General features: G+C 71.8%; 16 protein-coding genes and 1 pseudogene. 10 read left to right on the plus strand and 7 right to left on the minus strand.

Translation table 11 applies throughout. The features are described 5' to 3' along the window. The first annotated feature begins 53 nt into the window (after positions 1-53). The gene (locus tag P8T65_RS16535; RefSeq protein ID WP_184904271.1) at positions 54-677 is read left to right on the plus strand and encodes a nucleoside triphosphate pyrophosphatase; all 624 of its coding nucleotides are present in this window, start codon (positions 54-56) and stop codon (positions 675-677) included. 9 nt (positions 678-686) lie between these two features. Here the strand turns inward: P8T65_RS16535 and P8T65_RS16540 are convergent, their stop codons facing one another. Beyond that, the gene (locus P8T65_RS16540) at positions 687-1,187 is read right to left on the minus strand and encodes a hypothetical protein (RefSeq protein WP_316731609.1); all 501 of its coding nucleotides are present in this window, start codon (positions 1,185-1,187) and stop codon (positions 687-689) included. A gap of 370 nt (positions 1,188-1,557) precedes the next feature. On the opposite strand from P8T65_RS16540, the gene P8T65_RS16545 reads away from it, so the two are divergent. Both P8T65_RS16545 and P8T65_RS16550 read left to right on the plus strand, forming a co-directional pair. Next, positions 1,558-3,333, plus strand: a complete 1,776-nt coding sequence (locus P8T65_RS16545; protein ID WP_230219750.1) for a biotin carboxylase N-terminal domain-containing protein — start codon at positions 1,558-1,560, stop codon at positions 3,331-3,333. A gap of 213 nt (positions 3,334-3,546) precedes the next feature. Beyond that, positions 3,547-4,113, plus strand: coding sequence for a helix-turn-helix domain-containing protein (locus tag P8T65_RS16550; protein ID WP_316726115.1), 567 nt, complete (start codon positions 3,547-3,549; stop codon positions 4,111-4,113). A gap of 68 nt (positions 4,114-4,181) precedes the next feature. Here the strand turns inward: P8T65_RS16550 and P8T65_RS16555 are convergent, their stop codons facing one another. After that, positions 4,182-5,189: a DeoR/GlpR family DNA-binding transcription regulator gene (locus P8T65_RS16555; protein ID WP_316726116.1), complete on the minus strand. Its 1,008-nt coding sequence runs from the start codon at positions 5,187-5,189 to the stop codon at positions 4,182-4,184. Between the two features lie 169 nt (positions 5,190-5,358). Next, positions 5,359-6,807 (minus strand): NAD(P)H-quinone dehydrogenase, encoded by a 1,449-nt coding sequence (locus P8T65_RS16560; protein ID WP_184904279.1) that lies wholly within the window; start codon positions 6,805-6,807, stop codon positions 5,359-5,361. Positions 6,808-7,021: 214 nt separating this feature from the next. Here P8T65_RS16560 and P8T65_RS16565 point away from each other — a divergent pair, with 214 nt between their 5' ends. The 3 genes from P8T65_RS16565 (at position 7,022) to P8T65_RS16575 (ending at position 10,385) form a co-directional block, all read left to right on the plus strand. Next, positions 7,022-7,459 (plus strand): gamma-glutamylcyclotransferase, encoded by a 438-nt coding sequence (locus P8T65_RS16565; protein WP_045562870.1) that lies wholly within the window; start codon positions 7,022-7,024, stop codon positions 7,457-7,459. Positions 7,460-7,575: 116 nt separating this feature from the next. Then, a complete protein-coding gene (locus P8T65_RS16570) occupies positions 7,576-8,400 on the plus strand; it encodes a purine-nucleoside phosphorylase (protein ID WP_316726117.1) in 825 nt (274 codons plus the stop codon). A 353-nt stretch (positions 8,401-8,753) separates the two neighbouring features. Next, a complete protein-coding gene (locus P8T65_RS16575) occupies positions 8,754-10,385 on the plus strand; it encodes a phospho-sugar mutase (RefSeq protein ID WP_316731610.1) in 1,632 nt (543 codons plus the stop codon). A gap of 134 nt (positions 10,386-10,519) precedes the next feature. Here P8T65_RS16575 and P8T65_RS16580 read toward each other — a convergent pair whose 3' ends face one another. After that, on the minus strand, positions 10,520-12,286 hold the full coding sequence (locus P8T65_RS16580; RefSeq protein WP_316726118.1) for a hypothetical protein: 1,767 nt from the start codon (positions 12,284-12,286) through the stop codon (positions 10,520-10,522). Positions 12,287-12,518: 232 nt separating this feature from the next. Beyond that, positions 12,519-13,190 (minus strand): PH domain-containing protein, encoded by a 672-nt coding sequence (locus P8T65_RS16585; RefSeq protein ID WP_316726119.1) that lies wholly within the window; start codon positions 13,188-13,190, stop codon positions 12,519-12,521. Between the two features lie 197 nt (positions 13,191-13,387). Here P8T65_RS16585 and deoC point away from each other — a divergent pair, with 197 nt between their 5' ends. From deoC to P8T65_RS16600, 3 genes are read left to right on the plus strand one after another with little or no spacing between them, the layout of a single operon-like run. After that, entirely contained in the window at positions 13,388-14,341 is a 954-nt protein-coding gene (gene deoC, locus P8T65_RS16590) for a deoxyribose-phosphate aldolase (RefSeq protein WP_316731611.1), read from the plus strand. Positions 14,342-14,346: 5 nt separating this feature from the next. After that, on the plus strand, positions 14,347-15,783 hold the full coding sequence (locus tag P8T65_RS16595; protein WP_316726120.1) for an aldehyde dehydrogenase family protein: 1,437 nt from the start codon (positions 14,347-14,349) through the stop codon (positions 15,781-15,783). Then, positions 15,776-16,663 carry an aldehyde dehydrogenase family protein gene (locus P8T65_RS16600; protein WP_316726121.1) on the plus strand — a complete coding sequence of 296 codons (888 nt, stop codon included), beginning with the start codon at positions 15,776-15,778 and terminating at the stop codon, positions 16,661-16,663. The genes P8T65_RS16595 and P8T65_RS16600 overlap by 8 nt, the downstream gene beginning before the upstream one ends. 112 nt (positions 16,664-16,775) lie before the next feature. Here the strand turns inward: P8T65_RS16600 and P8T65_RS16605 are convergent. Continuing rightward, positions 16,776-17,176: pseudogene (locus P8T65_RS16605) on the minus strand (hypothetical protein); the annotation flags it as partial. 139 nt (positions 17,177-17,315) lie between these two features. On the opposite strand from P8T65_RS16605, the gene P8T65_RS16610 reads away from it, so the two are divergent. Then, positions 17,316-17,945: a uridine kinase gene (locus P8T65_RS16610; RefSeq protein WP_215448701.1), complete on the plus strand. Its 630-nt coding sequence runs from the start codon at positions 17,316-17,318 to the stop codon at positions 17,943-17,945. A 201-nt stretch (positions 17,946-18,146) separates the two neighbouring features. On the opposite strand, the gene P8T65_RS16615 is transcribed toward P8T65_RS16610, so the two are convergent. Continuing rightward, positions 18,147-18,914: a SigE family RNA polymerase sigma factor gene (locus tag P8T65_RS16615; RefSeq protein WP_316726122.1), complete on the minus strand. Its 768-nt coding sequence runs from the start codon at positions 18,912-18,914 to the stop codon at positions 18,147-18,149. Between the last annotated feature and the right edge of the window lie 135 nt (positions 18,915-19,049).

The raw sequence follows: 19,049 nt of genomic DNA on the forward strand, positions 1-19,049 counted from the left end.
ACCCCCCGGCCCACCCGGCCCGCCCCCGTCAACCCACGCAATACCCTGAGCGCATGACCGCCCCACACACCCACCGTCGCCTGATCCTCGCCTCCCAGTCCCCCGCCCGGCTCAACCTCCTGCGCCAGGCCGGCCTCGCGCCCGAGGTGATCGTCAGTGGTGTGGACGAGGACGCCGTGTCCGCGCCCACCCCCGCCGACCTGGCCCTGGCCCTCGCCGAGGCCAAGGCCTCCGTCGTCGCCGCGAAGCCCGAGGTCAAGGGCGCCCTCGTCATCGGCTGCGACTCGGTCCTCGACCTCGACGGCGAGGCCCTCGGCAAGCCCGCCGACGCCGAGGAGGCCACCGCCCGCTGGAAGTCCATGCGCGGCCGTGCCGGCACCCTCCAGACGGGCCACTGTGTCTACGACACCACCACCGGCCGCTACACCTCCGCGACCGCCTCCACGGTCGTCCACTTCGGCGACCCCACGGACGAGGAGATCGCCGCGTACGTGGCCTCGGGCGAACCCCTCTACGTCGCGGGGGCGTTCACGCTCGACGGCCGCTCGGCGCCGTTCATCGACGGCATCGACGGCGACCACGGGAACGTCATCGGCATCAGCCTCCCCCTGCTCCGCCGCCTGCTGGCCCGACTCGGCGTGTCCATCACCGACCTGTGGACGCCCCGCACCGACTGACGCGAGCCCTCACGAGGCGCCGGGCGCGGCCGGAGCGGCCTGCTCCGGCCCCCCGCCCCCGGTGCTTCCGGCGCCCCCGTCGGCCCCGGACCCACCTGGCACGGCGTCAGCGACCCCGTCCTGCCGGTCGTACGTCATCAGGGTGAGCAGCACCAGCCCCAGCACCACCATCATGAACGCGAACGCGCCCCACCCGACCAGCCCCACGGTGAGCGCCCCGAGCAGCCCGTGCACGACGGCGACGCTGATGAGCAGGATCCTGCCGAGCCCGGCGGGGGGACGGTTGCGCAGCGCCACGAGCAGCGCGACGACCCCGCAGAAGACGAAGTAGAGGCCGAAGAGGACGCCCCCGGCCTTCGTGGAGACGGACATGGCGTCGGAATCCAGCCCGGCGAGCGACATCTTCTGCCGGTCGACGACGGTGCCGAGGAGCCACTGGACCCCGGCGATCCCGAGCCCTTCCACGAACAGCACGATCGCCGTCAGTACCGCCACCGGTCTGCGGATCACCGGCCCCACCCACTTCCGCTCTCGCCAGTCGCTCTCGTTACCCCAGGTAGGTGTTCGAGACATCGCGAACGCTACTAACGGGTAAACCTCGGGACAAGGGTTCTCACGAGAGCAAAGAATCGTTGGGCCATTAGTAGGGACTCCACAAAGAAACCCAACCGGCCGCAGCATGGCCGCACAGAGACCTTGACCACATCAGAGGGCTAGGGTTTTCGCGTGGAGTCCTGCGCCATGCTGTGCGACAAGGGATTTCGCGGGTTGAGTGAGCCTCGATGCACGCTCCGTGTGGGCAAGCTCACCATTGTGGACGGGTCGAAACGCCGTGTCGGCAGTCCCTAAACTCGGCTTGTTTCAAGGAGAGGGAGCCATCGTGCGCAAGGTGTTGATCGCCAACCGAGGCGAAATCGCTGTCCGCGTCGCCCGGGCGTGCCGGGACGCCGGGATCGCGAGCGTGGCCGTGTACGCCGATCCGGACCGGGACGCGCTGCATGTGCGCGCCGCGGACGAGGCGTTCGCGTTGGGCGGTGACACTCCGGCGACCAGCTACCTGGACATGGGCAAGGTCCTCCAGGCGGCGAAGGACGCGGGCGCGGACGCGGTCCACCCGGGCTACGGGTTCCTCTCGGAGAACGCGGAGTTCGCGCAGGCGGTCCTGGACGCGGGTCTGATCTGGATCGGCCCGCCGCCGCAGGCGATCCGTGACCTGGGTGACAAGGTGGCGGCCCGTCACATCGCCCAGCGCGCCGGTGCCCCGCTGGTCGCGGGCACCCCGGACCCGGTCTCGGGCGCCGAGGAGGTCGTGGCCTTCGCCAAGGAGCATGGGCTGCCGATCGCGATCAAGGCCGCCTTCGGCGGTGGCGGCCGCGGCCTGAAGGTCGCCCGCACCCTCGAAGAGGTCCCCGAGCTGTACGACTCCGCCGTGCGCGAGGCCGTCGCCGCCTTCGGCCGGGGCGAGTGCTTCGTGGAGCGCTACCTCGACAAGCCCCGTCACGTCGAGACCCAGTGCCTGGCGGACCAGCACGGCAACGTGGTCGTCGTCTCGACCCGTGACTGCTCGCTCCAGCGCCGCCACCAGAAACTGGTCGAGGAGGCCCCGGCCCCCTTCCTGTCCGAGGCGCAGAACGCCGAGCTGTACGCCGCCTCCAAGGCGATCCTCAAGGAGGCCGGCTACGTCGGCGCCGGCACCGTCGAGTTCCTGGTCGGCATGGACGGCACGATCTCCTTCCTGGAGGTCAACACCCGCCTCCAGGTGGAGCACCCGGTCACCGAGGAGGTCACCGGCATCGACCTGGTCCGCGAGATGTTCCGTATCGCCGACGGCGAGGAACTCGGCTACGACGACCCGCCGATGCGCGGCCACTCCTTCGAGTTCCGCATCAACGGCGAGGACCCGGGCCGGGGCTTCCTCCCGGCGCCCGGCACGGTCACCACGTTCACCGCACCCTCGGGCCCCGGTGTCCGCCTGGACGCGGGCGTGGAGTCCGGCAGCGTCATCGGCCCGGCCTGGGACTCCCTCCTGGCCAAGCTGATCGTCACCGGTGCCACCCGGCAGCAGGCCCTGCAGCGCGCGGCCCGCGCTCTGGACGAGTTCACCGTCGAGGGCATGGCCACCGCGATCCCCTTCCACCGCGTGGTGGTCAAGGACCCGGCGTTCGCTCCCGAACTGACCGGCTCCAGCGACCCGTTCACGGTCCACACCCGCTGGATCGAGACCGAGTTCGTCAACGACATCAAGCCCTTCGCGGCCCCCGCCGACACCACTGAGGCCGACGACGACGCCGACCGCGAGACGATCGTGGTCGAGGTCGGCGGCAAGCGCCTGGAGGTCTCCCTCCCGGCCGCCCTGGGCATGACCCTGGCCCGCACCGGTCTCGCCGCCGGCGCGAAGCCGAAGCGCCGCGCGGCCAAGAAGTCGGGCCCGGCGGCCTCCGGCGACACCCTCGCCTCTCCGATGCAGGGCACCATCGTCAAGGTGGCCGTCGAGGAGGGCCAGGAGGTCAAGGAAGGCGACCTTATCGTCGTCCTGGAGGCCATGAAGATGGAGCAGCCCCTGAACGCCCACCGCTCCGGCACCGTCAAGGGCCTCACCGCGGAGGTCGGCGCCTCCCTCACCTCGGGCGCCCCCATCTGCGAAATCAAGGACTGACCGCCACGTGAAGCCCCCGCGCCCCATGTGCTTGGGGGCGCGGGGAACTGCGCGAGAAGCCCCACGCACCCGCACCCGCGCAACCACCTCCGTCACCCGAGCTCTTAGGCTGAGGACGCCCCCAGCAGAAGAGAGCAGGTGAACACCGCAGTGAGCCTCACCCCGGCCCAGCCTCCCGCAGGGACCCGGCCTCCCGCAGCAGGCCGGAGGCCCATGCGCGCGGACGCGCGTCGCAACCACGACCGCCTGCTCACGGAGGCCCGCCTCGCCTTCGCGGCCCACGGCACCGCCGCCTCGCTCGAGGACATCGCCCGCCGGGCGGACGTGGGCATCGGCACCCTGTACCGCCACTTCCCGAACCGCCAGGCCCTCCTGAGCGCGGTCTTCGAGGAAGCCGTCGCCGATCTGCTGGCCCGCGCCCAGACACACCTGCGCGCGGAACACCCCTGCTCGGCGCTCGTCGCCTGGCTGCGCGACATCATCACCCATGCGGGCGAATACCGGGGACTGGCGCAAGCCCTGATGACGGTCTCGTACGCGGACTCCCGCGCCGTGGACGAGAACCCCTCGGACCTGGCCCGGTGCTGCGCCCCGATCCGGGAGGCGGGTACGGCCCTCCTCCGGCGGGCGCAACACGCTCACGTCGTACGCGACGACGTGTCCATCGGAGATCTGCTCCAGCTCACCCACGCGATCGCGCTGGCGGCCGAGGAAACCCCGGACGACCCGGAGTTGGCCGACCGCCTGCTGACGCTCACCTTGCGCGGCCTGAAGCCGTAGCCACCGCCGGCCCGAGCCCACCCGGGCTCAGCCCGCGCTCCCCTGCCCGACGCCGCGGCTCACGCCCCCTACCGGCGCCGCAGATCCGCGACCCGGGCCGCCCGCTCCCGTTCTCGTTCACCGGCGGGCGGCTGGTCCCCCAGAACCGTGGCGGTGCGCAGCTGGGGCGCGGTGCCGTGGACCTGGTTGCGGCGGGGCCCCGGAAGGGGCACGTCCCGGCGCGAAGGGCGCGTCGGGACGGGATCGCCTCCCGCTCCCCCGGCGCCCGACGCCCCGGCCACGGAGATCTGCACACCCTGATCGGCCAGGGCCTGCAGCTCGGTGACCGCGCGGTCGTCGTGGCCGGACGGGTCGTCGGTGACCAGCCGGGTGATCACATCTGTCGGCACCGTCTGGAACATGGTGTCGGTGCCGAGTTTGGTGTGGTCGGCGAGCACGACGACCTCGGCGGCGGCCTGGACCAGCGCGCGGTCGACGGACGCCGACAGCATGTTGGACGTGGACAGGCCGCGTTCGGCGGTCAGTCCGCTCCCGGAGAGGAAGGCCTTGGAGACACGCAGCCCCTGGAGGGACTGCTCGGCTCCGGAACCGACCAGGGCGTAGTTGGAACCGCGCAGGGTGCCGCCGGTCATCACGACCTCCACACGGTTGGCATGGGCCAACGCCTGGGCCACCAACAGGGAGTTGGTGACGACGGTCAGCCCGGGGACCCGCGCGAGCCGGCGCGCCAGCTCCTGCGTGGTGGTCCCCGCCCCGACCACGATGGCCTCGCCTTCTTCGACGAGGCTCGCGGCGAGATCGGCGATGGCCGTCTTCTCGGCGGTCGCGAGATGGGATTTCTGCGGAAAGCCGGACTCCCGCGTGAACCCGCCCGGCAATACCGCACCGCCGTGTCGGCGGTCGAGGAGTCCTTCTGCCTCCAGAGCGCGCACGTCCCGCCGTACGGTCACTTCGGAGGTCTGGACGACGCGGGCGAGCTCACGGAGCGACACGGCTCCATTGGCCCGCACCATTTCGAGGATCAATTGACGACGTTCTGCAGCGAACACGAAACTGACAGTAACGCCAACGACCATCTGCTTTCAGCAGTTTGCGCCGAATAGCAGAAGTTGTTCGCAGGGTGGGGCGAGAAGTGATATAGGGACCATCCCGGACGGAACCCGGCACACATCGGTCAGAACGCACGGATCGCACGGTCCGAACGGACCATGCGATCCGTGCGGACCGTGCGAACCCTACGGGCCGTCAGACCCCTCCACCCGACTTGCGTGTGTGGAGCTGGCGCGCGACCTCGGCGATCGAGCCGGACAGCGACGGGTACACGGTGAACGCGTTCGCGATCTGCTCGACCGTCAGGTTGTTGTCGACCGCGATCGAGATCGGGTGGATCAGCTCGGAGGCGCGCGGCGAGACCACCACACCGCCCACGACGATGCCGGTGCCCGGCCGGCAGAAGATCTTGACGAAGCCGTCCCGGATGCCCTGCATCTTGGCGCGCGGGTTGCGCAGCAGCGGCAGCTTCACCCCGACGGCGTCGATGACGCCCGCGTCCAGGTCGGCCTGGGTGTAGCCGACGGTGGCGATCTCGGGGTCGGTGAAGACGTTGGACGACACGGTCTTCAGGTTCAGCGGGGCCACGGCGTCGCCGAGGAAGTGGTACATGGCGATACGGCCCTGCATGGCGGCGACGGACGCCAGGGCGAACACCCCGGTGACGTCACCGGCCGCGTACACGCCGGGGGCGGTGGTCCGCGACACCTTGTCGGTCCAGATGTGCCCGGACTCCTTGACCTTGACCCCGGCCTCCTCCAGCCCCATCCCGGCGCTGTTGGGGACGGCGCCGACGGCCATCAGACAGTGCGAGCCGGTGATGACGCGCCCGTCCGCGAGCGCGACCTCGACCCGGTCCCCCACCCGTTTGGCGGACTCGGCCCGGGACCGTGCCATGACGTTCATGCCGCGCCGCCGGAACACGTCCTCCAGGACGGCGGCGGCGTCCGGGTCCTCGCCCGGCAGCACCCGGTCGCGGCTGGAGACGAGGGTGACGCGCGACCCGAGCGCCTGGTAGGCGCCGGCGAACTCGGCACCGGTGACACCGGATCCGACGACGATCAGCTCTTCCGGCAGCTCGTCCAGGTCGTAGACCTGCGTCCAGTTGAGGATGCGCTCACCGTCCGGCTGCGCGTCGGGCAGTTCGCGCGGATGTCCGCCGGTGGCGATGAGCACGGCGTCGGCGGTCAGGGTCTCCTCGGACCCGTCCGCCGCCCGCACGACGACCTTGCGCGACCCGTCGAGGTCCTGCTGCCCCACGAGCCGCCCGCGCCCGCGCATGACCCGTGCGCCGGCGCGCGTCACCGAGGCGGTGATGTCGTGCGACTGCGCCAGCGCGAGCCGCTTCACACGCCGGTTGACCTTGCCGAGGTCCACACCCACGACACGCGCGGGCGTGTCGATGTGCGGGGTGTCGTCGGCGACGATGATCCCCAGCTCCTCATAGGAGGAGTCGAAGGTCGTCATCACCTCGGCCGTCGCGATGAGGGTCTTCGACGGCACGCAGTCGGTCAGCACCGACGCCCCGCCCAGACCGTCGCAGTCCACGACGGTCACCTCCGCGCCGAGCTGCGCGGCCACCAGCGCCGCTTCATATCCGCCGGGTCCGCCACCGATGATCACGATCCGAGTCACATGCCCCATTGTCCCGTACGAGCCCGCGTATCAACGAGTCGGGGGGTACGGGACGGGGTGATCGGCCCGCAGGGCCATCACCAGGGGCGCGGGGCTGTGACACATGCGGCTCCGCCGCGTGGGCGCGACCAGCCACCACACACCCGCACCCGCCGAACAACCGAACCCCCCGCCCCCTCAGGCGCCCCGGCCCCCGAGCGGAGCGCTCCCGTACCCTCTCCCCATGTCGCTCTACGCCGCCTACGCCGGCAACCTGGACTCGCGCCTGATGTCCCGCCGCGCCCCCCACTCCCCGTTGCGCGCAACCGGCTGGCTGAACGACTGGCGGCTGACCTTCGGCGGCGAGCACATGGGCTGGGAGGGCGCCCTGGCCACCGTCGTGGAGGCCCCCCGCTCCCAGGTCTTCGTGGCCCTCTACGACATCGCCCCCATGGACGAGGACGCGATGGACCGGTGGGTCGGCGTCGGGCTGGACATATACCGCCGGATGCGGGTCCGCGTACACACGCTGGACGGTGAGGAACCTGCCTGGGTCTACGTCCTCAACGGCTACGAGGGCGGCCTGCCCTCCGCCCGCTATCTGGGTGAGGTCGCGGACGCGGCGGAGTCGGCGGGCGCGCCGCACGACTATGTGATGGAACTCCGCAAACGCCCCTGCTGAGGGGCCGGCCGGGGGGGCGAGCGCCTCCCCCGGTGTTGGAAACGACAAGGCAACGATCCCGATCCCGTGAGCCTGGTCATCTACGCGCGTAGGCTCAGACCGGATACCCTCGTCGCGTGAACGCATCTCTTCTTCCGGACGACATCCAGGGCGACCCGTACGCCGCCGCCGCCGACGCCGCCGCGCGCCTGCGTGAGCTGACGGGCGCCGAGACCCACGACGTCGCCCTCGTGATGGGCTCCGGCTGGGCCCCGGCCGTGGACGCCCTGGGCGCGCCCGAGGCCGAGTTCCAGGTCACCGAGCTGCCCGGCTTCCCACCGCCGGCGGTCGAGGGGCACGGCGGCAAGGTCCGCTCGTACAGGATCGGCGACAAGCGCGCGCTCGTCTTCCTGGGCCGCACCCACTACTACGAGGGGCGCGGCGTCGCCGCCGTCGCGCACGGCGTCCGTACGGCCGTCGCCGCCGGTGTGAAGACGATCGTCCTCACCAACGGCTGCGGTGGTCTGCGCGAGGGCATGCGTCCCGGCCAGCCGGTGCTGATCAGCGACCACCTCAACCTGACGGCGACGTCGCCGATCGTCGGCGCGAACTTCGTCGACCTCACGGACCTCTACTCCCCGCGCCTGCGCGCCCTGTGCAAGGAGATCGACCCCTCCCTGGAGGAGGGCGTCTACGCGCAGTTCACGGGCCCGCACTACGAGACCCCGGCGGAGATCCGCATGGCCCGCGTGATCGGCGCGGACCTCGTCGGGATGTCCACGGTCCTGGAGGCCATCGCCGCGCGCGAGGCGGGCGCCGAGATCCTGGGCATCTCCCTGGTGACGAACCTGGCGGCCGGGATGACGGGCGAGCCCCTCAACCACGAGGAGGTCCTCCAGGCGGGCCGCGACTCGGCGACCCGCATGGGCGCGCTGCTGACGCAGGTCCTGAACCGGCTGTAGCGCGGAGGGCTCCGCCGGGGGCGCGTTCTTCGGGTGGCGGCCCGGTGGGGGTTCTCGCGCAGTTCCCCGCGCCCCTGAAGAGCACGGGCTGCGCCCTGCGCTTTTCAGGCCCGCCGCCCCTCGCCTTTCAGGCCGCGTGAGTGGCTCTTCAGGCCCGCAGGGGCCTGGTCTTTCAGGGGCGCGGGGAACTGCGCGAGAACCCCCATCGGACCCGCACCCGAAACCCACGACGGGCGGGGTCAAAGGGGCGCAGCCCCTGGGATGGGTCGGGTAGGGGCGGCGGGGGCGAGCACAATCGAACCGACGGCACAGCAGAAGACCGACGGCAGACATAGAACGAGAGGTTGACCCCCGTGCACGACGACCTGATCGCCCGCGCCAAGGCGTGGCTGGCCGAGGACCCCGACCCGGACACCCGGGACGAACTCGGCAGGCTGATCGACGCGGCGGACACGGCGGAACTGACCACCCGCTTCTCCGGCACGCTCCAGTTCGGCACGGCCGGCCTCCGGGGCGAACTCGGCGCCGGCCCCATGCGCATGAACCGCGCGGTCGTCATCCGCGCCGCCGCCGGCCTCGCCGCTTACCTCAACAAACAGGGCGACACCGGCGGCCTGGTCGTCATCGGCTACGACGCACGCCACAAGTCCGCCGACTTCGCCCGCGACACGGCCGCCGTGATGACCGGCGCGGGCCTGCGCGCGGCCGTCCTCCCCCGCCCCCTGCCCACGCCCGTCCTGGCCTTCGCCATAAGGCATCTGGGCGCGGTGGCCGGCGTGGAGGTCACGGCCAGCCACAACCCGCCGCGCGACAACGGCTACAAGGTCTACCTGGGCGACGGCTCCCAGATCGTGCCCCCGGCCGACGCCGGGATCGCGGCCGAGATCGACGCCGTACGCTCCCTCGACGACGTGCCCCGCCCGGACGCCGGCTGGGACACCCTCGACGACAGCGTCCTGGAGGCCTATCTGGCCCGTACGGACGCGGTGCTCGCCCCCGGTTCCCCGCGGACCGCCCGCACGGTCTACACGGCCATGCACGGCGTCGGCCGGGACACCCTGCTCGCTGCCTTCGCCCGGGCCGGCTTCCCCGAACCCGTCCTCGTCGCCGAGCAGGCGGACCCGGACCCGGAGTTCCCGACGGTCGCCTTCCCGAACCCGGAGGAGCCCGGCGCGATGGACCTCGCCTTCGCGAAGGCCCGCGAGACGGACCCCGACCTGATCGTGGCGAACGACCCGGACGCGGACCGCTGCGCCGTGGCCGTGAAGGACGGCACCGACTGGCGCATGCTGCGCGGCGACGAGGTCGGCGCGCTCCTCGCCACCCACCTGGTCGCGCGCGGCGCCCGGGGCACCTTCGCCGAGTCGATCGTCTCCTCCTCCCTCCTCGGCCGTATCGCCGAGAAGGCGGGCCTCCCCTACGAGGAGACCCTGACCGGCTTCAAGTGGATCGCCCGCGTCGAGGGCCTGCGCTACGGCTACGAGGAGGCACTCGGCTACTGCGTCGACCCCGAGGGCGTCCGCGACAAGGACGGCATCACGGCGGCTCTGCTCATCACGGAACTCGCCTCGCGGCTGAAGGAGGAGGGCCGCACCCTCCTCGACCTGCTGGACGACATCGCCGTCGAGCACGGGCTGCACGCCACCGACCAGCTCTCGGTCCGCGTCCAGGACCTCTCGCTCATCGCCAGCGCGATGGAACGGCTCCGCGAGCGGCCGCCGACCGCCCTGGCCGGCCTGCCCGTCACCCGGGCCGAGGACCTGACCCGGGGCACGGACCGGCTCCCGCCCACGGACGGCCTGCGCTACACGCTCGACGGCGCCCGTGTCATCGTCCGCCCCAGCGGCACGGAGCCCAAGCTCAAGTGCTACCTGGAGGTCGTGGTGCCCGTCGCCGACCCGACCGCCCTCCCGGCGGCCCGCGCGAAGGCGACGGAGCTGCTGACCGGCATCAAGCGGGACCTCTCGGCGGCAGCGGGCATCTGACCCCGCCCCTCCTCGCACACGGAGGTCCCGGCCGATGCACCGGCCGGGACCTCCGCCATGCGCGCGCCGACGAGACGGCGAGGCACGGTCCGCCGACCTCACCGGCTCCAGGCTCCACGGCGCCGGCACAGCCTCTACGGCACCAGCACCAGCACCGCCGCCCACCCCACGGCGAGCACCGCACTCAGCGGCCACAGCGGTAGTCCCCGCCCCACGTACTCCCCCTCCGGCCGCAGCGACGGCTCCTGCCACAGGGCGGTGATCTCGGCGGCGGTCCTCTCGTACGGGTGAACGAGCCGCAGCTTGCGCTCCAGCCAGCGCCAGCGTTCCGCCCGGACGCTCCACAGCTCGAACGACTCCTGGCGGCTGCCCACCGTCAGCACGGCACCGGCGCACCGCACGGTCGCGAGGTCGTCCCACGTGACGTGCCGGGGCCTGCCCCAGCCGCTCAGCCACAGCCCCGAACGGTCGGCCGTGATGCGCCAGGTGAGCATCTGGGGCAGCGTCAGGACGCCGAAGAGGCCGAGGAGGCCCCCGAGGACGTAGCGCGTCGGTCCGTCCGGGTAGAGCCCCACGGCGGCGGTCACGGCGATCATGAACAGGGCGGCGGACCAGTCCGGCCAGCCCGCCCGCCAGCGCCGCAGGGACACCGGCGCGTCCCCCAGCCGCGCCCGGCTCTCCGTGACGGCCGTGGCCCGCAGCTCCTCGTGGACCGTGTGCCGCTTCGCCCCGGCACGCTGCCGGGCGGCCCGGTGCCGTACGGTCCGGTCGGACAGGGGCCGCACGGGTCCGCTGGACGACTCGACGACCAGTTCCGCGGGCGCACCGCCCTCGGCGGACGCCGGCTTTTCCAGGTCCACCGGTCCACCGGCCCCGCCCGGGGCCTCCGGCGTCTCCGCCGCGCTGACGATCACGATCTCGGCGCCGTCGTGGGGCAGCCCGTACAGCACGGCCTCGCGCAGGGGACCGGGCTGGTCGTCGTCCTCGTCGACGCCCTCGACGGCGTCGAGGAGCGCGTCCCGCTCCGACCGGCCGTCGCGCTTCTCGGCCTCTTCGGCGTCTTCGTCGTCTTCGTCGTACCACTGCTCGGTGGCGACCGTGAACAACGGCCGCAGCGCCGCCATGTCGTCGGCGGCGAACACTTCCGCGTCCCCGTCGGCGCCGTCGCGGACGAGCACCCGCAGCACCGGCACGGGAGCGCCCCGCAGCGCGGCGGACCGACGGCGGCCCAGCAGCCCGGAGAGCGACGTGGTGAGTCCCCAGCCGACCACGAACCAGCCGACGAGCGTGGCCTCGTGCCGGTCGGTGGCGACGTCCCAGCCGGAGACGGCGGAGAGCATCCCCGCGCCGACCACGGTCAGCACGGCCCCGAAACCCATGAGGAACCGCCCGCGCCGCAGCGGCCCGACCTGGTCCGGCACCGTGGCCGTGACCCCCTCGGTGGCCGCGAGCGCCCACTGCCGCTGGAGTCGGCGCTTGCTCAGCCGGATCTCGGCCGCCGCCCAGGTGAAGGTCGCGGCGAGGAGGCCCACCAGGGTCGGCACGTCGTGCGAGCCGCCGAACCAGGCGAGCAGAAGCAGCAGGGCGGGCGCGGAGAACCGTACGACCTCGGGCCTGACCAGGGTCCACACCAGCTGCAACGGCACCAGCGCGGCGAGGGCGGCGGGCACCTCCACGAAGTTCGCCAGCCAGAAGCCGACGATCAGGCCACCCGGGACCACGGCGAGCAGATGCAGGGGCCGCGTCCGCGCGGGCACCCACAGGGGCGGCCGGGTCCGCGCCCAGACCTCCGTCTTCTCCCCGCTCCAGGCGACGCTGCCGTCGGGCACGGCGAACGCGGGCAGGGGGCACGGCGGTGGGGAGACCCCGGCCGGGAACTGGGGCTCAAGCTCGGTACTCATCGTTGTGTGGACACTCCGGCCGCCGTCGTGGTTGCGCCGCGCGGTCCGACACGATCCAAGCGGGCCAGGCTGTGAAGGCGGGACACACGAGCAGCGCCACCCTAGAACAGACGTCCGGTGTTCCTCACCGAAACGACTTCCCGGAGCTCCACGTCACACCGGGCCAATGTCACACCGGACCACGTCGCACCGGGCCAGTGCCACACCAGGCCGATGTCAGACCAGGCCGATGTCACCCCAGCGCGATCAGTACCGCCAACAGCACGGCCCCGGCCGCCGCGGGCCCCACGATCTCCCAGGCCCACCGCACGCTCGGCTCCCCCTGCGCCCCGGCCGCCTTCGCCCGCGCCTCGCACAGGTCCCGCAGATCGACCATGACCTGATCGGCCTCCGCCCGCACGGGCCGCCCGGCGTCGGCGGTGAGCCCGTCACCGCCGCCCTTGGCGCCCCGACGCGCCTCCCGGGCCTGCTGCCGATGGGCCTTCTTGCGCCCCCGCAGCGAGACGGGGATCGCCCAGAGCTGGTACTTGGTGCCGCTCTCGTCGATGACCTCGTTCGTGTAGCCGGACCGCAGCGACACCACGCTCGCCCAGGGCAGCTCGATCACCCGGAACGGATTGCGCACCCGCAGCCGGTCGTCGTTGGCGAACACAGCCGGCCGCACCGAGAACGCGACCACCACCGGCACGGCCACCAGCATCGAGGCCAGCGCCAGCCAGGGCGTACGCCCGTCGCCGGACACCACGGCGTCCCCACCGAGCCAGGCGATCAGCCCGAGCAGCAGCACGCCGCCCACGAGCCCGGCGGGCGACCGGTAGGCCCGGTCCTTGTAGACGGGCTTGTCGTCGGGCCTGTTGTCGGGCTTGCCGGGCGTCGACGCGGAGGCCTGATCCGAGGTGCTCATACGTCCGATTCTGCACGATGGCGCGCACCTGCCCGCAGCCGAGGTCGCGCCCCGCGCGGGGCGCGGGGAACCGCGCGACGAGCCACGGACGGCTCGCACGCGCCGGAGACGGCACGCACCCGCCCCGCCCCCGCCTGTCGGAACAATCCTGAGGGCTGTACACCTGCTACGCGCGTAGATATGCTCGTCTGGTGACCATGTCCACAGCTGCACCCCACGCTCTCGCCGACGTCACCGCGTCCGACAGCACGCTGCGCCGCTTCCTCCACGGGCTGCCCGGCGTCGACCCGGTCGGCCTGGAGGCGCGCGCCGCCTCCCTCGGCACCCGTTCCATCAAGACGACCGCCAAGGCGTACGCCATCGACCTGGCCATCTCCATGGTCGACCTGACGACCCTGGAAGGCGCGGACACCCCCGGCAAGATCCGGTCCCTGGGCGCCAAGGCGGTCCTCCCCGACCCCACCGACCGCACCACGCCCGCCACCGCCGCGGTCTGCGTCTACCCCGACATGGTGCCCGCCGCGAAGGCCGCCGTCGCCGGCTCCACCGTGAAGGTCGCCTCCGTGGCCACCGCCTTTCCGGCCGGCCGCTCCCCCCTCGCCGTGAAGCTGGCGGACGTCCGCGAGGCCGTCTCCGCGGGCGCCGACGAGATCGACATGGTCATCGACCGCGGCGCGTTCCTCGCGGGGAACTACCTCAAGGTCCACGAGGAGATCACCGCGGTGAAGGAGGCCTGCGGCACCGCGGCCCGCCTGAAGGTCATCTTCGAGACGGGCGAGCTCTCGACCTACGACAACATCCGCCGGGCCAGCTGGCTCGGCATGCTCGCCGGCGCGGACTTCATCAAGACGTCCACCGGCAAGGTCGCGGTGAACGCCACGCCCGCCAACACCCTCCTCATGCTGGAGGCCGTCCGCGACTTCCGCGCCCAGACCGGCGTCCAGGTCGGTGTGAAGCCCGCCGGCGGCATCCGCACCACCAAGGACGCGATCAAGTTCCTCGTCCTGGTCAACGAGACCGTCGGCGAGGACTGGCTGGACAACCACTGGTTCCGCTTCGGCGCGTCCTCGCTCCTCAACGACCTGCTGATGCAGCGCCAGAAGCTGGCCACCGGCCGCTACTCCGGCCCCGACTACGTGACGGTGGACTGATCCCCATGGCTTCCGCATTCGAATACGCACCGGCCCCCGAGTCCCGGGCGATCGTCGACATCGCCCCCTCCTACGGCCTGTTCATCGACGGCGAGTTCACCGAGGCCGCCGACGGCAAGGTCTTCAAGACGGTCAGCCCCGCCTCCGAGGAGGTCCTCTCCGAGATCGCCCAGGCGGGCGAGGCGGACGTGGACCGCGCCGTACAGGCGGCCCGCAGGGCGTTCGAGAAGTGGTCGGCCCTGCCCGGCACGGAGCGCGCGAAGTACCTCTTCCGCATCGCCCGCATCATCCAGGAGCGCTCCCGCGAGCTGGCCGTCCTCGAAACCCTGGACAACGGCAAGCCGATCAAGGAGACCCGCGACGCCGACCTCCCCCTGGTCGCCGCGCACTTCTTCTACTACGCGGGCTGGGCCGACAAGCTCGACCACGCCGGCTACGGCGCGAGCCCCCGCCCCCTCGGCGTGGCGGGCCAGGTCATCCCCTGGAACTTCCCGCTCCTGATGCTGGCGTGGAAGATCGCCCCGGCCCTGGCGACGGGCAACACGGTCGTCCTGAAGCCCGCGGAGACCACCCCCCTCTCGGCGCTGTTCTTCGCGGACGTCTGCCGTCAGGCGGGCCTGCCCAAGGGCGTCGTCAACATCCTCCCGGGATACGGCGACACGGGCGCGGCCCTGGTCGCGCACCCGGACGTGAACAAGGTCGCCTTCACCGGCTCCACCGCGGTCGGCAAGCAGATCGCGAAGACGGTCGCGGGCACCCGCAAGAAGCTCACCCTCGAACTGGGCGGCAAGGGCGCGAACATCGTCTTCGACGACGCGCCCATCGACCAGGCCGTCGAGGGCATCGTGAACGGCATCTTCTTCAACCAGGGCCAGGTCTGCTGCGCGGGTTCCCGCCTGCTGGTCCAGGAGTCGATCCAGGACGAGCTGCTCGACTCCCTCAAGCGCCGCCTGTCGACCCTCCGTCTCGGCGACCCGCTGGACAAGAACACGGACATCGGCGCGATCAACTCCGAGGAGCAGCTCACCCGGATCACCTCGCTCGTCGAGCGCGGCGAGTCGGAGGGCGCCGAGCGCTGGTCCCCGGCCTGCGAACTGCCCACCGCCGGCTACTGGTTCGCCCCGACGCTCTTCACGAACGTCACGCAGGCGCACACCATCGCCCGTGACGAGATCTTCGGTCCGGTCCTGTCCGTCCTCACCTTCCGCACCCCGGACGAGGCGGTCGCCAAGGCCAACAACACCCAGTACGGTCTGTCGGCGGGCATCTGGACCGAGAAGGGCTCCCGGATCCTGGCCGTCGCGAACAAGCTGCGCGCGGGTGTCGTCTGGTCCAACACGTTCAACAAGTTCGACCCGACGTCGCCGTTCGGCGGCTACAAGGAGTCGGGCTTCGGCCGCGAGGGCGGCCGCCACGGCCTGGAGGCGTACCTCGATGTCTGACCGCTTGACTGTCTTCAAGACCTACAAGCTGTACGTCGGCGGGAAGTTCCCGCGTTCCGAGAGCGGCCGGGTGTACGAGGTGACGGACTCGAAGAACAACTGGCTGGCGAACGCGCCGCTCTCCTCCCGCAAGGACGCCCGTGACGCGGTCGTGGCCGCGCGCAAGGCGTTCGGCGCCTGGTCGGGAGCCACGGCCTACAACCGCGGCCAGGTCCTCTACCGCGTCGCCGAGATGCTGGAGGGCCGCAGGGCGCAGTTCGTCCACGAGGTGGCCGACGCGGAGGGCCTGTCGAAGTCGAAGGCGGCGGCCCAGGTGGAGGCCACGATCGACCGCTGGGTCTGGTACGCGGGCTGGACCGACAAGATCGCCCAGGTGGTCGGCGGCGGAAACCCGGTCGCGGGCCCGTACTTCAACCTGTCCTCCCCCGAACCGACGGGTGTGGTGGCGGTCCTGGCCCCCCAGGAGTCGTCGTTCCTGGGCCTGGTCTCGGTCCTCGCCCCGGTGATCGCGACGGGCAACACGGCCGTGGTGGTGGCTTCGGAAAGGTCCCCTCTCCCGGCCCTCTCCCTCGGCGAGGTCCTGGCCACCTCCGACGTCCCCGCCGGCGTGGTCAACGTCCTCTCCGGCCGTACGTCGGAGATCGCGACGCCCCTCGCCGCGCACCAGGACGTCAACGCGATCGACCTGGCCGGCGCGGACGACGTCCTGGCGAAGGAACTCGAGATCGCCGCGGCCGACAACCTCAAGCGCGTTCTGCGTCCACAGCCTGTGGACGACTGGTCGGCCGCGCCCGGCATCGACCGCATGACGGCGTTCCTGGAGACGAAGACGGTCTGGCACCCGACGGGGTCGCTGGGCGCGTCGGGGTCGGCGTACTGAGAAAGCGCCCCGTAAGAGGCGCGGGGAACTGCGCGACCAGCCACGGACGGCCCGCGCCGTCTCCGAGGACCGCGCAGTTCCCCCCACGGCTTTCCGCTCCCGTCAGCCCTGCAATCAGCCCACCAACCTGTCCCACCACCGGAATGCTCCCGATCGACGGTGCCTGTGCCACCGGCCCGGTCAGCGCCGTCGGCGTCAGCGGCTGGAAGCCGGCCAGCTGCGTCCCACCCCGTTGTCGAGAGGATCGACCCCGGTGCCCGCCAGCGGGTTGGGCTTGAGCCCCGCGACCGGTCCGGTGACGTAACCGACCGTGCCGGTCAGGGCCTGCAGGCCCGCCTGCGGGTCGATCTTCCCCAGCGACGTGCGCCGGGTGCGCATCACGTCGACGACCGGGGCCGCGTCGTCCGCCGCGGCGGCCGTGCCCGCGCCCGCGCCGAGCGCGACCCCGGCGGTGGCAACGGTCAGCAACGCGCGCCGGGCGGTGGAGTTCCGGGGAGCCGAGTGTCGACCCATCAGGGGGCCACCTTCTCCTGTGCGCCCCCCTTGCGGAAAGTATTCATAGAGACACGTAAGGTAGTTGAGGTGTGATGTGCGCTCCACGGGCTACCCGCCGTCTCGGCGGGAGCCGCTCGATGCCTCACACTGGACTCTCGTGAGTTCGCATCCCCCGATACCGACCCGAGTCGTCCTGCTGTCCGGTCCGTCCGGCTCGGGCAAGTCCCTCCTCGCCGCCCGCTCCGGCCTGCCCGTGCTGCGGCTCGACGACTTCTACAAGGAGGGCGACGACCCGACGCTGCCGCTGGTGGAGGGCAGCACGGACATCGACTGGGACCACCCGCTGTCGTGGGACGCGGACACCGCCGTCGCCGCGATCGGGGAACTGTGCCGCACGGGCGGGACGACCGTCCCGACGTACGACATCTCCCTCAGCGCGCGGACGGGCGCGGAGGCCCTGCACATCGGACGGACGCCGGTGTTCATCGCCGAGGGCATCTTCGCCGCCGAGATCGTCGAACGCTGCCGTGAACTCGGTCTGCTGGCGGACGCGCTCTGTCTGACCCGTGGACCGGTGAAGACCTTCCGCCGCCGTTTCCTGCGCGACCTCAAGGAGGGCCGCAAGTCGGTGCCGTTCCTGCTGCGTCGCGGCTGGCGGCTGATGCGGCTGGAGCGTTCGATCGTGGCCCGGCAGACGGAGTTGGGCGCCCACCCCTGCGACCGGGACGAGGCGCTGGGCCGACTGGCGGCGGCCGCCGCCGGCCGCGTCGCGAAGGCCCCGGCCTGAGCCCGAGGCCCTGATCCCGAGGCCCCCTGGGCCCGACGCCGGACATGAAAGCGGGACTGGACGGACCCCCCGGCCCTCCAGTCCCGCTTCCCCCGTGATCCCCCCATGTGTCACACCGGCGCCCCCCAGCGCCACCGTGACGTTCCCCGTTCCCCCGTGCTCCCCCGCTTTTCCCCCGTTACTTACTCCCCCCGCTGACCTTCAGGCGACAAGCTCCCCGAAGGACTCCTCCTCGTCACGGCCGAAGCTGAGGACCTCGTCCTCACGCAGCCGGCGGAGGGACCGCCAGATGCTGGACTTCACCGTGCCGACACTGATGTCGAGGATCTCCGCGATCTCCGGGTCGGTGCGGCCCTCGTAGTAACGCAGGACCAGCATCGTCCGCTGGAGTTCGGGGAGCCGGGCGAGCGCCTGCCACAGGACGGCGCGCAGTTCGGTGCCGCGCATCGCGTCCGTGTCGCCGACGGTCTCCGGCAGTTCCTCGGTCGGGTACTCGTTCAGCTTGCGGCGGCGCCACGCGCTGATGTGCAGATTGGTCATGGTGCGGCGGAGGTAGCCCCCGACCGCGGCCTTGTCACTGATCCGGTCCCACGCCCGGTAGGTCGAGAACAGCGCGCTCTGCAGCAGGTCCTCGGCCTCGAAGCGGTCTCCGGTCAGGTGGTAGGCGGTTGCGTACAGGGAGGCACGACGCTCCTGGACGTAGGCGGTGAACTCCGCCTCCGACACAGACCGGCGTTCCCCCGTGCCCTCCCCGTACGCGGTCCCCGTTCCCCCGTGGGCGACCCCCGTTGCCCCCGTGGTGCTTGCCCCCACGTGTGCGTCAACCACCGACATCAACGTGGTGTGCTGACGCCCGGTGCCGCGAGCGCACCCCCGCCCGCTCACCGCACCGGACTTCTCCGTGTTCCGGACGACGTCGTGGAGCCGCGTGACAACTGCGCTAGTGCTGGTGCTGTGCAGCGTGTTCATCTCGCGCCCCCCGTCGTGGAGTTCCGGTCTTCGGCCTGCTTGCTTGCCTGTGCCGAAAAGATTGCCGGTTCACCTTCATGGCTCTGTCCGCCGACTGTCACAGACCTGTCACAGGGGTCGGCGCCTGGGCACGGC

Origin of the sequence: Streptomyces sp. 11x1 (genome assembly GCF_032598905.1) — a bacterium.
GTDB lineage: Bacteria > Actinomycetota > Actinomycetes > Streptomycetales > Streptomycetaceae > Streptomyces.